Genomic DNA, 19,341 nt, shown 5'->3' on the forward strand with positions numbered 1-19,341 from the left:
GGAAGTTTCTGTAGTGAGCGGGCTTGCCACAGCAAGCCCATTCACTCCAACAAGCCGGCAGTGGTCAGAGGGTCATCGCGGCCAGCCAGCCGAATGCCAGCAGCGGAAGGTTGTAGTGCAGGAAGGTCGGCACCACGGTGTCCCAGATATGGTGGTGCTGGCCGTCGATGTTCAAGCCGGAAGTCGGACCGAGGGTCGAGTCCGAGGCCGGCGAACCGGCATCACCCAAGGCACCGGCCGTGCCGACGATGCACACGATGGCCATGGGGCTGAACCCCAGTTGCACGCACAGCGGCACGAAGATCGCCGCCAGGATCGGCACGGTGGAAAACGATGAACCGATGCCCATGGTCACCAGCAGCCCCACCAGCAGCATCAGCAACGCCCCTATCCCACGGCTATGGCCGATGAAGGCCGCCGAGGTTTCCACCAGCGAGCGCACATCCCCGGTGGCCTTGAGCACTTCGGCAAAACCCGAGGCGGCGATCATGATGAAGCCGATCATCGCCATCATCTTCATGCCTTCGGTGAACAGGTCGTCGGTGTCGCGCCAGCGCACGATGCCCGACACCGAGAAGATCAGGAACCCGGCCAGCGCGCCGATGATCATCGAGTCCAGCCACAACTGGATGATGAACGCCGAGGCAATCGCCAGGCCGGCCACCAGCAGGGTCAGCGGGTTGTACTGCACCGCCACCTGCTCGACCCGCTCGATTTTCTCCAGATCGTACACGCGCTTCTTGCGGTAGCTGATGAACACCGCCACCAGCAGGCCGACGACCATGCCCAGCGCCGGCAGGCTCATGGCGTGAGTGACGTTGACCTGGCTGATATCCACGCCGCTCTTGGCCACGTTGGCCAGCAGGATCTGGTTGAGGAAGATATTGCCGAAGCCCACCGGCAGGAACATGTACGGCGTGATCAAGCCGAAGGTCATCACACAGGCGATCAGGCGGCGGTCCAGTTGCAGCTTGGTCAGCACGTACAGCAATGGCGGCACCAGCAATGGAATGAACGCGATGTGGATCGGCAAGATGTTCTGCGAGGCAATCGCCACCATCCACAGCAGGCCGATCAGCAGCCATTTGACGTGGCTGCCACCGCTGGTTTCCTGACGGTCCACCAGCAGCAGGGCCTTGTCGGCCAACGCGTGGGCCAGGCCGGACTTGGCAATCGCCACGGCGAAAGCGCCGAGCAAGGCGTAGGACAACGCCACCGTCGCCCCGCCGCCCAAGCCGCCATTGAAGGCCTTGAGCGTGGCTTCGATCCCCAGGCCACCGGTCAGGCCGCCCACCAGGGCGCCGACGATGATGGCGATGACCACATGCACGCGGGACAGGCTGAGCACCAGCATGGTGCCGACCGCGGCAATGACTGCGTTAATCATGGTTACCTCAAGAAAAAAACATAAAAAACAGGCATGCCCGCACCCGGGCAGCCATTGGGTGGCAACCGGCGTGCAGGCTTGGAGGAGGTCTTATTAGAGGGCGCGCACTTTGCAGCAGGCAGGCGCACATGTCAAAAAACGGCGCCGCTTTCAGGTTTAAATCGATCGTTTGAATAAAGAAAAACCTGAAACCGCCGATACAGGTTCTCTCTGTGTTTTCAGGTAAGGATGTACCGATGTCGCTCAGGCAGCTCTCCATTCAATGGAAAATCACCCTGCTCGCTGGCTTGTGCCTGCTGGGAATCGTGACCCTGCTGGTGGGTCTGTCGCTGTATCGCATGGAGCAGAGTTCGCAACGGGTCAAGGCCTCCAGCATGCAGATGCTGGATGAAGCGGCCCAGGCGCGCATCGAAGCCCAGGGCGAGGTGCAAGCGCTGGGTATCCGCCGCCAGTTCATGGACGCCTATCAGTACGGCCATGGTTTTTCGCGCCAGGTGCTGTTCCTGCGCGAGCAGGCCGAGAAGCGCTTTCTCGACGCCTTCGACACCCGCGAAGACCTGACCCGCCAGGTCAGGGCCGCGTTGCAGGCCAACCCGGACTTGCTTGGTTTGTCCCTGGTATTCGAAGCCAATGCGCTGGACGGCAAGGATGAACTGTTCGCCGGCCAGGCGGAGTTGGGCAGTAACGACAAGGGGCGTTTCGCCCTGTACTGGTCGCAGCCGACGCCCGGCAAGCTGGAGTCAATGGCATTGCCGGAAAGCGACATGTTCGACACCAGCGTCGGCCCCAGCGGGGAAAAAGCCAACGCCTGGTTCACCTGCCCACGCACCACGCTCAAGCCGTGCGTAATCGAACCGTACTTTTACAAGATCAACGGACAAAACGTGCTGATGACCAGCATTGTCTTCCCGTTGATGGCCAACGGCAAAGTCATCGCCTCGCTGTCGGTGGACATCAACCTCAACAGCCTGCAGGCCGTGAGCCAGCAGGCCAGCCACAAGCTGTATGACGGCCAGACCCAGGTCAGCATCCTCAGCCCGACTGGTTTGCTCGCTGGCTACAGCCCCGACGCGAGCAAGCTCAGCCAGCGCCTGGACCAGGTCGACACCGCCAACGGCGCGCAGCTGATCAGCGCCCTGACCGGCAGTACACAAATTCGCAGCCTGCGCACCGATCACCAGCTCAAGGTGCTCGCGCCGTTCGCACCGATTCCGGACGGCAAGCCGTGGGGCGTGCTGCTGGATGTGCCAGAGAAAGTCCTGGTAGCCCCCGCCGAAGCGCTGAAAACCCAACTGGATGCCGACAATGCCAAGGGCACCCTGCTGGAACTGAGCCTGGGCCTGCTGGCCGCCGTGGTCGGCTTGATCCTGGTGTGGTTGATGGCACGCAGCGTAACGCGGCCGATCCTCGGCGTGGCGCACATGCTCGAAGACATCGCCAGCGGCGAAGGCGACCTGACCCGGCGCCTGGCCTACGACAAACAGGACGAGTTGGGCCAACTGGCCGGCTGGTTCAACCGTTTCCTCGACAAGCTGCAACCGATCATCGCCGAGGTCAAACGCTCGGTGCAGGACGCCCGTGGCACCGCCGACCAATCCGCCGCGATTGCCACGCAAACCAGCGCCGGCATGGAGCAGCAGTACCGCCAGGTCGACCAGGTGGCCACCGCCTCCCACGAAATGAGCGCCACCGCCCAGGACGTGGCCCGCAGCGCGGCGCAAGCAGCCCAGGCCGCACGCGATGCCGACCAGGCCACCCGCGACGGCCTCACGGTGATCGACCGCACCACCACCAACATCGGCGAGCTGGCGGCGGACATGAGCACGGCCATGACCCAGGTCGAAGGCCTGGCCGCCAACAGTGAGAAGATCGGCTCGGTGCTGGAGGTGATCCGTAGCATCGCCGAACAGACCAACCTGCTGGCACTCAACGCCGCCATCGAAGCGGCCCGCGCCGGTGAAGCCGGGCGTGGCTTTGCGGTGGTGGCCGATGAAGTGCGCAACCTGGCGCGCCGTACCCAGGAGTCGGTGGAAGAAACCCGCCTGGTGATCGAGCAGTTGCAGAGCGGTACCGAAGAAGTGGTCGGTTCCATGGGCAACAGCTACCGCCAGGCCCAGGGCAGCGTCGAACAGGTTGGACAGGCCGTGACCGCCCTGCGCCAGATCGGCGATGCGGTAACGGTGATCAGCGACATGAACCTGCAGATCGCCAGCGCCGCCGAAGAGCAAAGCGCGGTGGCCGAGGAGATCAACAGCAACGTGGCGACCATTCGCGATGTGACCGAGTCGCTGTCCGAGCAGGCGAATGAATCGGCGCGGGTGAGCCAGGCGTTGAACAGCCTGGCGAATCAGCAGCAGGGGTTGATGGATCAGTTCCGCGTCTGAAAATGCAAGGCGATCCAATGTGGGAGGGAGCCTGCCCCCGATTGCGGTGTATCAGCCAATCTGTTTTTTGACTGGAATGCCGCCATCGGGGGCAAGCCCCCTCCCACAGGGCAATTCGATCAGCACTTTCAAGCCGCCCAGTTCAGATGCCTGCAACTGCAACACCCCGCCCCACACCTCGACAATATCCCGCACGATCCCCAGGCCCAGACCATGGCCATCGATCTGCTCGTCCAGCCGTGCGCCACGGCTGAACACCTGGGCTCGCTGGCTTTCAGGAATGCCGGGGCCGTCATCCTCCACCGCCAACAGGTAATGGTGCTCCGTCTCGGTGATGCTCAGGCGCACGTCGGCATCCGCCCATTTGCAGGCGTTATCCAACAGGTTGCCGAGCAGTTCCAATAGATCTTCGCGGTCCCAGGGCAGTTGCAGGCCCGGCGTGGCGCGGTAGCTCAGGCCCAGGTGCTCGCCGTGGATCATGGTCAGGGTGGCGAGCAGGCCGGGCAGTTCTTTATCACAGTCGAACAACGCACCGGGCAAGGTTTCCCCGGCCAGGCGGGCGCGATTGAGTTCGCGGTTGAGGCGTTGCTGTACCTGCTCCAACTGATCACGCAGCAGTTTGCTCAGTTCGGGATGCTGCCTGAGCGTCTCGCTCGATGCCGCGCTCAACAGCACGGCCAAAGGCGTCTTGAGCGCATGGCCGAGGTTGCCCAGGGCATTGCGCGAACGCTTGAGGCTGTCTTCGGTGTGAGCCAGCAGGTGGTTGATCTGCGCCACCAGCGGCTCCAGTTCCAGGGGCACCTGGGTATCGAGTTGCGAGCGTTGCCCCTGTTGCAACTGGGCAATCTGGTTGCGCGCGGTTTCCAGCGGGCGCAAGGCGCGGCGCACGGTCACCCGTTGCAAGATCAACACCAACAGCAGTGCCGCCAGCCCCAGCACCAGGCCGATCTGGCGCATCAGCCGGAAGCTTTCGCGCACCGGGGTGTAGTCCTGGGCCACGCTGATGGAAATCGATTGGCCAAACCGCTTGTAGTCCGCACGCAGCACCAGCAGTTGCTGGCCTTCCGGGCCGAGTTGCAGGTTGCCCTTCAGCCCCGCCTCAGGCAGGCGCGGCAGTTCCTGGTCCCACAATGAGCGGGAACGCCAGTGGACGTCGGCAAAATCGATGCGGAAGTAATGCCCGGAAAACGGCCGTTGATAGGCTGGCGACAGGCGTTGCTCATCCAGCTGCACGCCGTTGGGCCCACGCACCAGCGCCACCAGCAGGTTTTCGGCGTCGTTGCGCAAGCCGGCTTCCAGGTAGCGTTGCAAGCCGGCCTCGAACAACCACAGGCTGGTCTGGGCCAGCACCACGCCGACGATCACCATCACGCTGATCAGCCCCAGGCTCAAGCGTCGCTGGATCGACCTCATGCAGGGCTGGCGCCAAACCGATAACCCTGGCCGCGCCGGGTCTCGATCACGCTGCGGCCCAATTTGCGGCGCAGATGGTTGACGTGCACTTCCAGCACATTGGAGTCGCGCTCGGTCTCGCCGTCGTAGAGGTGCTCGGCCAGGTGGCTTTTCGACAGGATCTGTTCGGGGTGCAGCATGAAATAGCGCAACAGGCGAAATTCGGCGGCGGTCAGCTGGATCTCATCGCCGTCACGCAGCACGCATTGGCGACCTTCGTCCAGGTGCAGGCCGGCCGCTTGCAACGTCGGCTGGTTGGTTTGGCCGTGGGAACGGCGCAACAACGCCTGGATGCGCAAGTGCAGCTCTTCGGGGTGAAAGGGTTTGGCCAGGTAATCGTCGGCGCCGGCCTTGAGCCCTTCGATGCGCTCGGCCCAGGAGTCGCGGGCGGTGAGAATCAGTACCGGAACGGCCAACGCGGCGGCTCGCCATTGGGCCAGTACCTCAAGCCCAGGCAGGCCCGGCAGGCCGAGGTCGAGGATGATCAGGTCGTAGGGCTCGCTGCGGCCCTGATACACGGCATCGCGCCCATCGGCCAGCCAATCGACGGCATAGCCCTGGCGCTGCAGGCCAGCCATCAGTTCATCGGCCAAGGGTACGTTGTCTTCCACCAGCAGCAGGCGCATCAGTCTTCCTCGTCTTTGATCAACACACCGGTGCGCGCGTCCAGCTTGATCTCGCGCACCACACCTTCGGTGGTCACCAGTTCCACTTCATAGGCATATTGGCCGTGTTTCTTCTCCAGCTCGGCCTCCAGCAGGCGCGAGCCGGGGTAACGCGCCATGGCCTGCTGCAACAATTGCTCAAGCGGCAGGATCACCCCCTGCTGGCGCAGCGCCAAGGCTTCATCCTGGTTGAGGTCGCGGGCCGCCAGGCTGGAGCAGAATGCCAAGAGCACCAGCGCCACTCGACTGCCGACGCGTAAATTTACCTTCATTACGTATCCTGATGATTCTTGAGGACCTGCCCGGTGAGCGCGTCCAATTCAACGTCCCATTCGATGCCGTGGGCATCTTCCAACTCGACCTCATACACGTACTTGCCGTAGGCCTCGTCGAGGTCGGTGTCCAGCAATGTCGAACCGGGATGCAGGGCCAGGGCCGTAGCTTCCAGTTGATCGAAAGCGACAATAGTAACAGTGGCCGGCACTTTCAGTGGTTTGTCGGGGTCCACGGCTCGGGCCTGGGTCGCCGTGAAGGCGATGATACCGGCGGCGGCCAGCGCGGTGAGGCGCTTCATGATAAGTCTCCGTTACAGGATGTTTTCCTACGCCGGCCACCGTACGCCCTGCAACTTAACTGAAACTGAATTGCCACCATGGCAATTCCCGCCAAGGCCTTTGCCCTACATTCCACGAGATTTTCTATAATGCCCCGCTCGCTCGGACAGAGACCGGTATGACAGCCATCCACATCAAGTTTCCCGCCCTGACCCTCAAGGCCGGCAAACGCGCCTTTGCGCGCATTCGTGAACAAGGCCTCACGCCTGCCGAGGTGGGCATCCTGCCCGGCGCGGCCGGCGGCCCGAAGGCACTCGGCATCCAGGGCCTGGACCTGGCGCTGTTCGGCGACTGGCTGCCCCGTGCGCCACGGGAACGCGCCCTGATCGGTGCCTCCATCGGCTCCTGGCGGTTTGCCAGCGCGTGCCTGCCCGACCCGGTGCAAGGCCTGCTGGACCTCGGCCGCCTGTACAACGAACAGCGCTTTGCCAAAGGCGTGACCATGGCCGAGGTCAGCCAGAGCTGCCAACGCATGCTCGACGACTTGCTCGCCGGTCGCGATGCACGGGTGCTGGACAACCCGAATTACCGCCTGAACATCATGGTGGTCAAAAGCCACGGCCTGCTGGCCGACGACCATCGCGGACGGCTCGGGCTGGGCCTGTCATCGGTGATTGCCGATAACCTGCGCGGCCGCGCGCGGCTGTCGCGGCACTTCGAACGGCTGATCATCCACGACCCGCGCCAGGCGCCGCCGGTGCATGCGCTGAAGGACTTCCCCTCGCGCTTCCTGCCCCTGGACCTGGGCAACCTGCGCCAAGCCCTGCTGGCCTCGGGTTCGATCCCCATGGTGATGCAAGGCGTGCGCGACCTGCCGGGCGCCGGCGCCGGCACCTACCGCGACGGCGGCCTGCTGGACTACCACCTCGACCTGCCCTACCACGGCGATGACATCGTGCTGTACCCGCACTTCACCGACCGGGTCATCCCCGGCTGGTTCGACAAAGGCCTGCCGTGGCGACGCAGCAATCAGCAAGGCTTGCAGGATGTGTTGCTGCTGGCCCCCTCCAGGGACTACCTGGCCCGCCTGCCCCACGGCAAACTGCCAGACCGCAGCGACTTCAAGCGCTTCATGGGCGACGACGCGAGCCGCAACAAGTATTGGCAGACCGCGATGAGCGAGAGCCGAAGGCTGGGAGACGAGTTTCTGGAGCTGGCGGATAACGGCCGATTGGGCGAGAGACTACAGGTCCTGTAGACGCGGGCCTCCCATCGCTAACCACGATGCGAAGCGAGCCGCTCTTGATCTTAGGCGCCCCGTCAAACACGCTGGCCGGAATTCGACAGGGATTTGGGGGGTAAACCGGCAGGGATGCCGGTTTAGCCGCCCCGCGCCATGGATGGCGCGTGGCGGCGGCCCCCCAAATCACTGTCGGATTACGGGCACACCGAGCCTAGGCGAGGTGCCGAGTGTTGGGGCAAGAGCGCTTTGGTTACTTTCGACTGGGCCGGCATTCCGGCTTTTCGAAAGTGACCCGCCGTAAGGGCGGAACCAATAGCAGCCGTTACTTAAACAACGGATATGTACTCGGTCTGATCCAACGTCCTGGTCGGCTGTCAGGCCGCCTTCGCGGGCAAGCCCCCTCCCACACTTGGATCGCGGAGTAACCGTCAGATAGCGGCCGGCTGTCAGGCCGCTGGCGGGAGCAAGCGCCCCCGCCATATGCAATCCATATTTCGCCAGCAAGCCAACGTCTACAGAGGGACGGTATGCGCGGCGAGGGATCAAGCTGTTAAACTCGCCGGCTGCCAGATACCTGACCGAGCTGAAAATACCGTGGAAATCTTCAAAGAGTTTACTTTCGAATCCGCCCACCGCCTGCCCCACGTACCGGAAGGCCACAAATGCGGGCGCCTGCATGGGCATTCGTTCAAGGTGGCGATCCACCTCAGCGGCGACCTGGATCCCCATACCGGCTGGATTCGCGACTTCTCGGAGATCAAGGCGATTTTCAAACCGCTCTACGAACGCCTCGACCACAACTACCTCAATGACATCCCCGGCCTGGAAAACCCCACCAGCGAAGTGCTGGCCAAGTGGATCTGGAATGAGTTGAAACCCCTGCTGCCTGAGCTCAGTGCGATTCGTATCCACGAGACCTGCACCAGCGGTTGCATCTATCGCGGCGAATAAGCCTCCGGTAGGAAAAAGCCACCCTCGCGGTGGTTTTTTTTGCCTGGTATTGCACCCTTCGATCTGCCCGCCCTTCGCACACCGATGAGGAATGTATGGAAAACACCTGGCTGGCCCAGGCCAAACGCTTGCAGGCATTGGCCTCCACGGGCCTGCACTTCTGCACCGATGATTTCGAGCGTGAACGCCTGGAGGAAATTGCCGAGATTGCCCACAGCATGCTTGCGCAACTAGGCAATGTGCCCCTGGAACGTATCACCGGGTTGGTCAGCGACTTCGCCCAGCGTTACTCGACACCGATGATCGACGTGCGCGGCGCGGTGATTGAAGGCGACCGAGTTCTGCTGGTGCGCGAGTTGAGTGATGGCTACTGGGCGTTGCCAGGCGGTTACGCCGATATCGGTTTGTCGGCGGCGGAAAACATCGTCAAGGAGATTCGCGAGGAAGCCGGGCTGACGGTGACGGCGCGGGCGTTGTACAGCGTCACGCACAAGGCCAAGGGCTTGTATCGCCCGGACGTGCGGGACTTCTACAAGCTGTACTTCCTGTGCGAGCCAGTGGACCAGTCGGCACCGATGGCAGGCTTCGAGACCACCGAAGTGGGTTTTTTCCGCCTGGATGAGCTGCCGCCGCTGTCCCGCGGGCGCACCATCGAAAGTGATCTGGAGGCGGCCTTTGCCTTCCATCGTGGCGAGACCACCCACACGCTGTTCGACTGATCCAATTTGTATCACTGCTGCACTGCTTTCGTGCCCGATTGGGCACGGCGACCACTCCTTGCGGCACTTCCTCCCTGTTTGGCTATAAATACTGTGCACGGTGCACAGCGCCCATCGTGCGCTTGTCACTGCCGCCGGCTTGGCACGCACGGTGCAATAGGCCTGCGTCACTCATTCAGGGAGCAAGGCACATGACGCAGCAAGAACCGGGCAACGATTACCCCCTTAGCGAAGTCCCGATGCATGCGCGCAAAGGCCTGGCGTCGACCGCCATGGTGCTGTTGGGCTTTACGTTTTTTACCGCGACCATGTTTGCCGGCGGCAAGCTGGGGGTGGCGTTCAGTTTCACCGACATGCTCGGCGTCGTGGCCCTGGGTAACCTGCTGTTGGGTATCTACGCCGCAGGCCTGGGTTACATCGCCTTCAAGAGCGGGCTGAACTCGGTGTTGATGGGGCGTTTCTGCTTTGGCGAAGTGGGCAGCAAGCTCAGCGATTTGATCCTCGGCTTCACCCAGATCGGCTGGTACGCCTGGGGCACAGCCACCGCCGCGGTGGTGCTGGGCAAGTATTTCGAACTCAGCCAGGGCAGCGTGCTGGCGTTGATGGTGGTATTTGGCCTGGTGTTCTGTGCCACGGCGTACATTGGTTATCGCGGGCTGGAGATTCTGTCCTATATCGCGGTTCCGGCCATGGGCATCCTGCTGTTTCTGTCGATGTGGGTGGCCACGGTGAAAGTCGGCGGCCTGGATGGGCTGCTCGCGGTGGTGCCCACCGGTGAGTTGGACTTGTCCACGGCAATCACCCTGGTGTTTGGCACCTTTGTCAGCGGCGCGACCCAGGCCACCAACTGGACACGCTTTTCGCGCTCGGCCAGGGTGGCGGTGCTGGCTAGCCTGATCGGTTTTTTTGTCGGCAATGGCTTGATGGTGCTGATCGGCGCCTACGGCGCCATCGTCTATCAACAACCGGACGTGGTCGAAGTGTTGCTGCTGCAAGGTTTTGCCATGGCGGCGATGGCCATGTTGCTGCTCAATATCTGGAGCACCCAGGACAACACCATCTACAACTTCGCAGTGGCCGGCTGCAATCTGCTGCGCACCCAACGCCGCAAGACCGTGACCCTGGCCGGTGCGGTGATCGGCACCCTACTGGCGTTGCTGGGTATGTACGACATGCTGGTGCCGTACCTGATTCTGCTGGGCACGGTGATCCCGCCGATTGGCGGGGTGATCATGGCGGACTTCTTCTACCGCTATCGCGGCCACTATCCACGCCTGGCCGACGCGCGCCTGCCGGCGTTCAACTGGCCAGGGCTGCTGGCCTATGCGGTGGGCACCGTGCTGGCGTTCAACTCGCCTTGGGTCGCGCCGTTGGTGGGCATCGTTGCCGCGTCGCTGACCTACATCGCGCTCACCGCCGTGCTACGCGTGCGGGCCCCCTTGGCTGACGCCCAGGCATGAGCCTGACCATCGCCGATGTGCTAGCCCTGCCGGGCCTGGAATCCATGCGCCTGCGCGCCGGCGCGGCCGGCCTGGAGAACGCCGTACGCTGGCCCTACGTGGCGGAAAACAGCGGGATTGCCGAGTGGGTATTGGGCGGCGAGCTGGTGTTCGTCACCGGGATCAACCACCCCCGCGACGAACACAACTTGATGCAACTGCTGGAGGAAGCCTGCGAGCGTCAGGTGGCCGGGCTGGTGATCCTCACGGGGCTGGCGTACATCCAGGCGATTCCCCAACACTTGCTGGAGGCCGCCGAAGCCGCCGGCATGCCGCTGATCGAACAGCCCTACTCGCTGAAAATGGTGCTGGTGACCCAGGCCATTGGCTCGGCGCTGATCCAGTCCGAGCAGTTGGGTCGCTCGCGGCACGATGTGCTGGAACGTTTGCTGACCGGCGACTACCAATCCCTGGATTTGCTGCTGCATCGAGGCATGCAATTGGGCCTGTCACTGGCTGGGCATTGGCAGGTGGTGCAACTGCAGTTGGAAGGCAGTGAGTTGCTGTTTGCCCAAGGCAACGCGGCGTCGTTCGAGGCACAACTGGCGCGGCAGCATGACGCTATCAGCCGGCGCTTGCGTCAGGTGTCGGCGGGGTTGCCGGTACTTGGGCGGGCCGGCCAATGGACGCTGCTGCTGCCGGCCCCGGACGCCGTCGCCGCCTTGGCCAACCGCCAGCAACTGGTTAACTGGCTCAACCCGTTGAACCTGCGCCTGGCGCCGCTCAAATTGTTTATCGGCCTCAGCGCCACCGCGCACCCACCGGCGCGCCTGGCCCAGGCGCAGGATGAAGCACGCCAGGCACTGGCGGCCGCGCGGCGTTTCAGCGAGCGCGCCGGGCTGTGCGTTTACGACGAATTGGGCGTACTCAAGTTGCTCAGTGGCGTGCGTGATCGCGCCCTGCTCGATCAATTCCTCAATGAACGCCTCGGCCCCTTGCTGCGCCACGACGCGCAGCATGGCCCCAACCTGATGCCGAGCCTGGAAGCCTGGTTTCACGAGAATGGTAACCTGGTGGCCGCGGCCCAGCGGCTGGGCGTGCACCGCAACACCCTGACACACCGTGCCCAGCGCATCGAAGCCCTGTGCGGGCTGACGCTGGATAATTCATATGATCGCCTGGACATTGGCATTGCGCTGATGATCTGGCGACTGTCTGCCTGATTGTTTTTAGCCAAGAGGAGCTTGCCCATGCACATCATCAACGCCCGCCTGCGCAACCGTGAAGGCCTGCATGATCTGCACCTGGAACATGGCCGGATCGCCAGTATCACCGCGCAATCGACGGTACCCACCTTGGGCACGGGAGACCTGGATGCCGCCGGCAATCTGGTGACCCCGCCCTTCGTCGAACCCCATATTCACCTCGACGCCACGCTGACCGCTGGCGAACCGCGCTGGAACATGAGCGGCACCCTGTTCGAAGGCATCGAGTGCTGGGGCGAGCGCAAGGCCACCATCACCCAGGAAGACACCAAGACCCGTGCCAAGAAGACGATACAGGCCCTGGCCGCCCACGGTATCCAGCATGTGCGCACCCACGTTGACGTCACCGACCCGGACCTCACCGCGCTCAAGGCCATGCTGGAAGTGCGCGAGGAAAGCACACACCTGATTGACCTGCAGATCGTTGCGTTCCCCCAGGAAGGCATCGAGTCGTACCGCAACGGGCGCGAACTGATGGAAGAGGCCATCCGCCTGGGCGCCGATGTGATCGGCGGCATCCCCCACTTTGAATACACCCGCGACCAGGGCGTGAGTTCGGTGAAGTTCCTGATGGACCTAGCCGAACGCACCGGCTGCCTGGTGGATGTGCACTGCGACGAAACCGACGACCCACACTCGCGCTTTCTCGAAGTGCTGGCCGAAGAAGCCCGCAGCCGCGACATGGGCACTCGCGTCACCGCCAGCCACACCACCGCCATGGGCTCCTACGACAATGCCTACTGCGCCAAGCTGTTTCGCCTGTTGGGGCATTCCGGTATCAGCTTTGTCTCCTGCCCCACCGAGAGCATTCACCTGCAAGGTCGCTTCGACAGTTTCCCGAAACGCCGAGGCGTCACTCGCGTCAACGAACTGCTCGAAGCCGGCATGAATGTGTGCTTCGGTCAGGACTCCATCGTCGATCCCTGGTACCCCCTGGGCAACGGCAACATCCTGCGGGTGCTCGAAGCCGGTTTGCACATCTGCCACATGCTCGGCTACCGCAACCTGCAAAGCGCGCTCGACCTGGTCACCGACAACAGCGCCAAGGCCATGGCCCTGGGTGATCGCTACGGCCTGGAACCGGGACGCCCGGCCAACCTGTTGATCCTCTCGGCGGACAGCGACTACGAGGTCATCCGCAGCCAGGGCCTGCCGCTGTACTCGATCCGTAACGGCAAGGTGTTGATGACGCGCCGGCCAGCCCAGGTGGAGTTTGCGTAGAAGCTCGGTCAGACGATCGAGTCGATATCCAGCGTATGCGCCCTCCCCCTGTCGTTATCCAGAGCGGGAGGGATACGGGCGACCTGCGACAGCTCGCGATTTTCACGGTGGCTGAACCAGCGCTTGAGGCTCGGTGCCAAGTGGGCAGCATGGGCATGACTGCCATAGACATCACGGGCTTCCAGACGGCGCCAACGCAGGGTTGCAAGGCGTTCGCGACTGGTGTGCAAGCGGTCGATTTCGGTGTTCAAGGCTTCGTTGTGCTCATAACCTCGGTCGTTGGCGGCCCTTAGACGGGCCAGCTCCCGACGCTTGTTGCGCAACTGCTGGCGCATGGTCTCGAGCGCGTGGTCGAGCAGTTCGAATTCCCTCGGCGTTACCAAGGGCCCGTTGCTTTCCTGGGTTTGCTGCCAGCGCCGGAGTGTTGCCCAGGCGGCCGGAATGTAGCTGGCGGTCATGAAATGCTGGCTGGCCTGGAACAGCTGCTTGAGCAGGTTGTCACGTTCAGGCATATCACCGTGGAGTTGCAGCGCCCGGTTGCAACCGGCCTCCTGGATGGACTCACAGCCGGGTTGCCACAACACCGAAGAATGCGTGCCATCCGGGAGCGTGATCGGCATGAAATGGTGTTGTTCGCCATGGTGCTCGTAGGGGTTGCCACCGAAACGTACCAGGCCGGCAGCGAACAGCAACCCACCCGGCGCGGGCGCGCTGAACAGCGTGACGGCGCCTGGGACCCAGAGCTTGGCGGTGGTGTTCATCCACGGGGCGGGGACGCTGGGGACAGGGTCGTTATGGTTGACGATGCGGTGGTGGACCAGGGTGGAGGCGCCCGCGGTGAATTCGGAATCGGCGGCGCGGGGGGCGCCGTAGGTGTAGAGGAGGATGTTGTAGTTGCCCTCCGGCGACCGACGCAGGCCTTCTGCCAAGAGCAAGGCAATTGCACCGCCCAGGCTGTGGCCGCAGATGATTATTCGTTGGTTGGTGTGAAATTGTCTGAGGTAGCTGAGTATGAAGTTGCGCATTGCCTGATAGGCTTGATAGAAACCTTCATGCACCTTGCCAACGCCCTCCAAAAAAACCACTTGATGAGCATTAGCGTCCCGTAACCCGTCAGCAGCGCTGGCCGTTCCGCGCACCGCAATCAGAATCACCTCTTCGTGATGAGTGATGAACGCCTGGGTATCAGTGCCGAATTTTTCGTCGTCGAAAAAATGCAAACGCGAAGGATATTCTTGTTCTTCTGCCCGCTCAGGATGGTTCTGAGGATACAACTCAGGATCGAAGGGCAGGATCTCGAATCGTCGGGAGTAAGGGACGTCTTCATAGACGGGATAAAAGCGTTGCTGCTGCTCGGCATCAACCCGCCATGCCTCGTGGAAACCCGAGAGTTTTTCAGCGAATAGATGGCCGACACTCGGATCGAAAGGAAATCGAACCTCCTCAGTGGGTGCTCGAGCGGGTTCTTGCCCGAAATTGCAGTAGCTCAAGGTTGCCATCAATGCCAATTGATAGAGGTTCAAGGCACAAAAGCTGTCTTCGTTGGAAAACAACGGGCGCAAGGCTCGCAGCGGCCGAACCTCCAGCGCAGTATGGTGGTTGGGGAACAACACGATCCCCACCAGCGTCGATTGGGGCGGCCAAAACCCTAGGTCGGCGAGCATTTTCAATGCGTGTCGTCGAGGTTGATGAGTGCGCTGGGCAATCGGTGGCAAGTGGGCAACATGGCGAACCAGATCACGGACTTCAACCTGGTAGAAACAGTCAGCTTTCAACTGGGCGGGGTTGCTTTCAGTACGCCGACCATCCGAGGCAGAAAATCGAGTTTGCTCAGCACGAATCTGCAACTCGGTGATTGGAAGTTTATAAGTCTGGCGCGACATCAACCTCTGATACAACCGTTCTGTTCCTGAATACGGATCGTCAAAAACAAGGATTACAGGACCGCAGTAAATATTGGCTAACTTGGCAAAGCCCTCTCCATTCAGTCTGCCTTTGTACTGTTGCCCTGCACTGTCGTGGACGGTGTAAGGCAATCCACCGTACGCCGTCCCAACGCCGAGTTCATCGACCAGACAAAAACTCACCCAATGCCCTCGCAATGAGCAAGCCGGTTTGCTGTCACTGAAAAAAGCCTGCTTCCGTGCATCCATCTTCATGAGATTCTCCTTGCTTACTTGCAGGATGGGTAGACATCGCAAATGCGACCGTCCGGCATTTTTATAGGTTTGAAGTCAGTGGTATTGCCGTTGCAAAACGCATCCAGATCTTCAAAATCCTTGCCTCTACAACGCTTCCATCCACCGGGAACAACGACCCAGTTGTTATCAAAATAGGGGTCTTCCTCATCGGTCATCGTCAGCACCATCCTGAGCGTTTTTCCTGATAGCTGATCTCGTTGCACAGGTCTGGATAACGGGACTGCTGCACCTGACGAACTGCATGTAAGAACCTTGACGATCGCGTGCTGCAGCCCCACAGTGCGGAACAACCACTGACATTGCTTATGTAGCTCCTGAACACCCGTTACTGGCATGCCTCGTATATCAGCGTCCGAGGGGTCGCGAACGGAGATAGCGGCAAAACTCCCACCCACGTCCGTATCACGTTTGCCCCACTTCGCATAAAACTCAAACTCCAGGCTTCTCAGTACCGAAGGGCAGCCCTCGATTTTTTCACTCAGCGGCAGTTCATAGCTCACCCTGCTCGCCGCAGCTTTGAAATCCGTGAAAAAGACTTTCCGCTCAGGTCGCTTACCCCGACGTCGCGGCAACGTACAGGTCTCACCGGTAGCAGGCAGATAATTTGCGGCAGTTTTAAGTTCAAATTCCGCTGGCAAATCCACCTCCAACGTAAATCGATCCACCGGTTTCCCCCCGCACCCCGTCAGCCCGAGTACCCCCAGTACCATCAACACCCCCCACCTTCGCCTACTCATGCTTTCCCCCCATCAATCGCCACTGTTCCACTACCCGCTCAAAGTGCTGCCCAGGCGCTTCCCCGACCCTTGGCTGCCACTGCAAAACACTGCTCCGAGTCGCCTCCTCCAGTCTTCGCACCACCAGAAACTCCAGCTGCTCCGCCCCCTGCCACTGCCAGGCACGCGCCTGCTCCAGTACCTGTGCCAGCCAGATTCGCGGGTCCTGGAATTCCACCAATGTCGCCAGGTCTTCACTGTGCTCCGTCAACAGGTAACGCAGGATATTGGCGTGCAGGATGGCCGCTGCGTTTGGGTTGGGCGTATCCAGCCAGGGCGCGGGATCCGGCACCGGATACTCGCCGGGAGCCCGGTTGTCAGCCGTGTGCCAGTGGCTTTCGTGCCAATAGCACACGCTGATCAATGGCCCTAGAAATACCGGCCAGCGGTCCTGGCACAGATGAGCCAGCGCACGCGCCAGGGTACGGTTGTCGTGGAAGCGGTACAGCGATTGCGCGCCTTCCGGGCCCACCAGCAGCCTGTCACGCCAGTGTCGGGTCACTGCCGTCAGGTCTTCGCTGGGCAAACTGCCCAGCCAGCCCCAGTTCGTATCGGGTTGTTGCAAGAGGTCAAGCAAGACGGGTTCACTCAGTTGGTCCAGCAGCACGATCACCGGGCCTTCGGCCGCCAACTCCGCCACGGCGGTCTGGGCATAGACGCTGCGGTACGCCGGCAAGTCGCGAACCTCCAGCAGCGGCGTGCGCGCGTCGTTCTGCCCTTCAAGGATCAAACACAGGCACCGTCCCCTCTGTTGCTGCTGGTCCATCCACTGGCCTGGCATGCTTGGCATCAAGCGGCCCTCCCTGCCAGTTCACACTGACCTTCGCGGCAGCGTTCGCACACCGGGCAGTAATCCGCCCCCAATTGCCTGGCCAAGTCCATGAGGCTGCCTTGCACCACGGAGATCCTGGGTGTGTCGACCGCTGCCGAGGCATTCGCCGCCAGGGTGACGGGCGGTGCCCCACCCAGTGTAATGGGGCGACTGCTGAAGATGCCGCCGGCCTGGATGACCAGATGCTCGCCACCCGCCTTGAGGCTCAGTTGCGCCCCGGCGTCGATCACCAGGCTGGCACCGGACTTGAGATGAAACTGCTGCCCGGCCTCCAGGATCAGGGTTTGCCCCACATGCGTTCGGCTGTCGTGTTGTACATCGAGGTAGTCGTTCGCCTTGAGCTCGATCTTGCGATCGCCGGTGATATGACGATGTTCTTCGCTTTCCAGATGAGCAGTGCTCAATCCGCGAATGACCTCCCGTCGCTCCCCCGCCACTTCCAACCGACTGTCATGGCCGACCCGCTGCTCCAGGTCCCGTTGCGCACGAAGATAAATGAGTTCCTTGCCACGACGATCCTCCAGGTACAACTCGTTGGCGCCCTCGCCCCCCAGCGTACTGCGGGTGCGCAAGACACTGCGGGTCTTGTGCTGCGGCAACGGGTAGGCGGGCCGATGCGACGCATTGGGCAGACAACCGTTGATCAACGGCTGGTCCGGGTCACCTTCAAGGAAGGTCACCAGCACTTCCATGCCCACGCGCGGGATGATCGTTGCACCGAACCCGTCACCGGCCCATCCGGATGCAACCCGAACCCAGCAACTGCTTTTATCATCCGCCTTGTCCAGGCGGTCCCAGTGGAAGCGCACCTTCACCCGGCCATAGGCGTCACAATGCACGTCCTCCCCCGGCGGCCCGGTCACGGTTGCGGTCTGGCTGCCATTGATGGTCGGCTTGGGATGTTTGAGGGGCGGTCGATGCACCGCTTGCCAAGGCGTCGCGGTGAAGCGATTGCGATACCCCTGGAATGCATCAGTGGTGGGCGTCACCTCCTCCAGCACCTGCGGCTGATAACCTTCATGACGCACTGAAGTGATCAGCCACAAGTCATTGCAGGACGGATCGGGATGATCGTGTAATTCAAGGAAATGCCCGCTGCGCAGCGCCGGTTGATCACTGCGGCCCAATGCCCGAAGACGGTCGCGCTGGTGACGTTCCAACCCCCGCCGCGCCAACCGCTTGCCCCGGGCATGGCCAGTGAATCCCGCTGGGTAGCGATAGTCCTCGAGAGGTTGCGCCGGAGCCGGGCCGGCGCAGTCGTGCAGCTGCAATGAAGGATGTTCGAAGTCATGATCGCGGCGCACCGTCTTCTGGGTGCGTGTGGCCAGGCGCACGTCAAAACGCTGGACCACCTGCGTAGCGGCTTGCGGCCCGCCAGCAGGGCAATAGCGCTGCTGGGGCAAGCGGCGAAACACCGTCTGGTCATCACCGAATACCAGCAGATGAGCATCTGCGCTATGACGAAAATGGTAATGAATGCCCTCCTCTTCACACAGCCGCTGGATGAAGTGCAGGTCGCTCTCCGCATACTGAACACAGAACGTGCGTGGCGGATACACCACGGGACCAAGCTCGAATGCGTAGGCGCCCGCCAGGATGCCATGCCGCTCAAGCACCGCCGCGATAATCTGCGGCACGCTGCGTTGCTGGAAGATCCGCTGGTCGCGCCGGTGTGCAAGGTAGGCCAGGCGGGGTGCCAGGGTCAGGTGGTAGAGCGTGATGCGCCGGCCAGGGTCGTCCCGGCCGATTGCGTAAACCTGGCCATGCAGCCCTTCGCCCATTCCGAAATCCAGGTAGGCGGGTTGATGGAGCAACCTCTCAAGGTCAAGGGAAGGATTTTCACTGACCACCTGCACCTGGATGAAAAAAGGCTGATCAAGGACCTCGCGGCCTTTGAATGCCAGCACCTGAAAGTCGGTGTCCATGCAAGGAAGAATCAGTTTGAAACGTGACGAAACAAACGCGTTAACCATCCGTTGTTACCCGCCGTAAATTAATGAGCGCGCAAGAATGCTTTGCCTCGTTAAGTGTGCAAATAAGCTGCCGAGAAAAAGCCCCCTGAACGCCTCAAAGCTTAGCGATTACGGGAAAAAATCGGCTGTTTTAAAATAAAAAAGAAGATTCGTACAAAGAAGTTGGAAGTGTCTTTTACAAAATAATAAAACGAGTCAATGTGCCACTTCTTAACAATAAGAAATGTCCTACATTAACCTTCTTAATCACAACTAACTGACAAAGAAACAGCCGACACT

The 19,341-nt window shown here is 61.6% G+C and carries 16 protein-coding genes; 7 read left to right on the forward strand and 9 right to left on the reverse strand.

Translation table 11 applies throughout. From position 1 onward, the window contains the following. Positions 1–64: 64 nt before the first annotated feature. The gene (locus NL123_RS20395; RefSeq protein ID WP_494358330.1) at positions 65–1,384 is read right to left on the reverse strand and encodes a Na+/H+ antiporter family protein; all 1,320 of its coding nucleotides are present in this window, start codon (positions 1,382–1,384) and stop codon (positions 65–67) included. Positions 1,385–1,623: 239 nt separating this feature from the next. Between NL123_RS20395 and NL123_RS20400 the strand changes: the two genes are divergently transcribed. Continuing rightward, a complete protein-coding gene (locus tag NL123_RS20400; RefSeq protein ID WP_494356215.1) occupies positions 1,624–3,771 on the forward strand; it encodes a methyl-accepting chemotaxis protein in 2,148 nt (715 codons plus the stop codon). A gap of 51 nt (positions 3,772–3,822) precedes the next feature. On the opposite strand, the gene NL123_RS20405 is transcribed toward NL123_RS20400, so the two are convergent. The 4 genes from NL123_RS20405 to NL123_RS20420 are packed head-to-tail and all read right to left on the reverse strand — an operon-like array spanning position 3,823 to position 6,462. After that, positions 3,823–5,184 (reverse strand): sensor histidine kinase, encoded by a 1,362-nt coding sequence (locus tag NL123_RS20405; protein WP_494356216.1) that lies wholly within the window; start codon positions 5,182–5,184, stop codon positions 3,823–3,825. Continuing rightward, on the reverse strand, positions 5,181–5,849 hold the full coding sequence (locus tag NL123_RS20410; protein ID WP_494356217.1) for a response regulator transcription factor: 669 nt from the start codon (positions 5,847–5,849) through the stop codon (positions 5,181–5,183). Before NL123_RS20410 ends, NL123_RS20405 begins: the two co-directional genes overlap by 4 nt. After that, positions 5,849–6,160 (reverse strand): PepSY domain-containing protein, encoded by a 312-nt coding sequence (locus NL123_RS20415; RefSeq protein ID WP_071489688.1) that lies wholly within the window; start codon positions 6,158–6,160, stop codon positions 5,849–5,851. The genes NL123_RS20410 and NL123_RS20415 overlap by 1 nt, the downstream gene beginning before the upstream one ends. Further along, entirely contained in the window at positions 6,160–6,462 is a 303-nt protein-coding gene (locus NL123_RS20420; protein WP_248487510.1) for a PepSY domain-containing protein, read from the reverse strand. The genes NL123_RS20415 and NL123_RS20420 overlap by 1 nt, the downstream gene beginning before the upstream one ends. Before the next feature lie 158 nt (positions 6,463–6,620). Between NL123_RS20420 and NL123_RS20425 the strand changes: the two genes are divergently transcribed. The 6 genes from NL123_RS20425 to codA all read left to right on the forward strand — a co-directional run bounded on the left by NL123_RS20425 (position 6,621) and on the right by codA (position 13,280). Then, positions 6,621–7,700, forward strand: coding sequence for a patatin-like phospholipase domain-containing protein (locus NL123_RS20425; RefSeq protein ID WP_494356218.1), 1,080 nt, complete (start codon positions 6,621–6,623; stop codon positions 7,698–7,700). 579 nt (positions 7,701–8,279) lie between these two features. Continuing rightward, positions 8,280–8,636 (forward strand): 6-carboxytetrahydropterin synthase QueD, encoded by a 357-nt coding sequence (gene queD, locus NL123_RS20430; protein WP_003190259.1) that lies wholly within the window; start codon positions 8,280–8,282, stop codon positions 8,634–8,636. 95 nt (positions 8,637–8,731) lie between these two features. After that, entirely contained in the window at positions 8,732–9,355 is a 624-nt protein-coding gene (locus tag NL123_RS20435; RefSeq protein ID WP_494356219.1) for an NUDIX hydrolase, read from the forward strand. A gap of 191 nt (positions 9,356–9,546) precedes the next feature. Next, positions 9,547–10,815, forward strand: coding sequence for a cytosine permease (gene codB, locus NL123_RS20440; RefSeq protein WP_494356220.1), 1,269 nt, complete (start codon positions 9,547–9,549; stop codon positions 10,813–10,815). Beyond that, entirely contained in the window at positions 10,812–12,017 is a 1,206-nt protein-coding gene (locus NL123_RS20445) for a PucR family transcriptional regulator (protein ID WP_494356221.1), read from the forward strand. Before codB ends, NL123_RS20445 begins: the two co-directional genes overlap by 4 nt. A gap of 27 nt (positions 12,018–12,044) precedes the next feature. Next, positions 12,045–13,280: a cytosine deaminase gene (gene codA / locus NL123_RS20450; RefSeq protein WP_248487499.1), complete on the forward strand. Its 1,236-nt coding sequence runs from the start codon at positions 12,045–12,047 to the stop codon at positions 13,278–13,280. A gap of 8 nt (positions 13,281–13,288) precedes the next feature. On the opposite strand, the gene NL123_RS20455 is transcribed toward codA, so the two are convergent. Genes NL123_RS20455 through NL123_RS20470 form a run of 4 tightly spaced genes read right to left on the reverse strand, consistent with a single transcriptional unit; the run spans position 13,289 to position 19,062 of the window. After that, positions 13,289–15,439 (reverse strand): lipase family protein, encoded by a 2,151-nt coding sequence (locus tag NL123_RS20455; RefSeq protein ID WP_494356222.1) that lies wholly within the window; start codon positions 15,437–15,439, stop codon positions 13,289–13,291. Between the two features lie 14 nt (positions 15,440–15,453). Next, positions 15,454–16,218 (reverse strand): hypothetical protein, encoded by a 765-nt coding sequence (locus NL123_RS20460; protein ID WP_248487495.1) that lies wholly within the window; start codon positions 16,216–16,218, stop codon positions 15,454–15,456. Beyond that, positions 16,211–17,047, reverse strand: a complete 837-nt coding sequence (locus NL123_RS20465; RefSeq protein ID WP_494356223.1) for a DUF4123 domain-containing protein — start codon at positions 17,045–17,047, stop codon at positions 16,211–16,213. Before NL123_RS20465 ends, NL123_RS20460 begins: the two co-directional genes overlap by 8 nt. Beyond that, entirely contained in the window at positions 17,047–19,062 is a 2,016-nt protein-coding gene (locus NL123_RS20470; protein WP_494356224.1) for a type VI secretion system Vgr family protein, read from the reverse strand. The genes NL123_RS20465 and NL123_RS20470 overlap by 1 nt, the downstream gene beginning before the upstream one ends. Positions 19,063–19,341 lie beyond the last annotated feature (279 nt).

Source organism: Pseudomonas sp. FBCC-B1565 (assembly GCF_059133265.1).

Excerpts from the sequence above, each read along its gene's own strand:
- NL123_RS20400 (WP_494356215.1), top strand. The coding sequence starts at position 1,624 with ATGTCGCTCAGGCAGCTCTCCATTCAATGGAAAATCACCCTGCTCGCT.
- NL123_RS20405 (WP_494356216.1), bottom strand. The coding sequence starts at position 5,184 with ATGAGGTCGATCCAGCGACGCTTGAGCCTGGGGCTGATCAGCGTGATG.
- NL123_RS20410 (WP_494356217.1), bottom strand. The coding sequence starts at position 5,849 with ATGCGCCTGCTGCTGGTGGAAGACAACGTACCCTTGGCCGATGAACTG.
- NL123_RS20415 (WP_071489688.1), bottom strand. The coding sequence starts at position 6,160 with ATGAAGGTAAATTTACGCGTCGGCAGTCGAGTGGCGCTGGTGCTCTTG.
- NL123_RS20420 (WP_248487510.1), bottom strand. The coding sequence starts at position 6,462 with ATGAAGCGCCTCACCGCGCTGGCCGCCGCCGGTATCATCGCCTTCACG.
- NL123_RS20425 (WP_494356218.1), top strand. The coding sequence starts at position 6,621 with ATGACAGCCATCCACATCAAGTTTCCCGCCCTGACCCTCAAGGCCGGC.
- NL123_RS20435 (WP_494356219.1), top strand. The coding sequence starts at position 8,732 with ATGGAAAACACCTGGCTGGCCCAGGCCAAACGCTTGCAGGCATTGGCC.
- codB (WP_494356220.1), top strand. The coding sequence starts at position 9,547 with ATGACGCAGCAAGAACCGGGCAACGATTACCCCCTTAGCGAAGTCCCG.
- NL123_RS20445 (WP_494356221.1), top strand. The coding sequence starts at position 10,812 with ATGAGCCTGACCATCGCCGATGTGCTAGCCCTGCCGGGCCTGGAATCC.
- codA (WP_248487499.1), top strand. The coding sequence starts at position 12,045 with ATGCACATCATCAACGCCCGCCTGCGCAACCGTGAAGGCCTGCATGAT.
- NL123_RS20455 (WP_494356222.1), bottom strand. The coding sequence starts at position 15,439 with ATGAAGATGGATGCACGGAAGCAGGCTTTTTTCAGTGACAGCAAACCG.
- NL123_RS20460 (WP_248487495.1), bottom strand. The coding sequence starts at position 16,218 with ATGAGTAGGCGAAGGTGGGGGGTGTTGATGGTACTGGGGGTACTCGGG.
- NL123_RS20465 (WP_494356223.1), bottom strand. The coding sequence starts at position 17,047 with ATGCCAAGCATGCCAGGCCAGTGGATGGACCAGCAGCAACAGAGGGGA.
- NL123_RS20470 (WP_494356224.1), bottom strand. The coding sequence starts at position 19,062 with ATGGTTAACGCGTTTGTTTCGTCACGTTTCAAACTGATTCTTCCTTGC.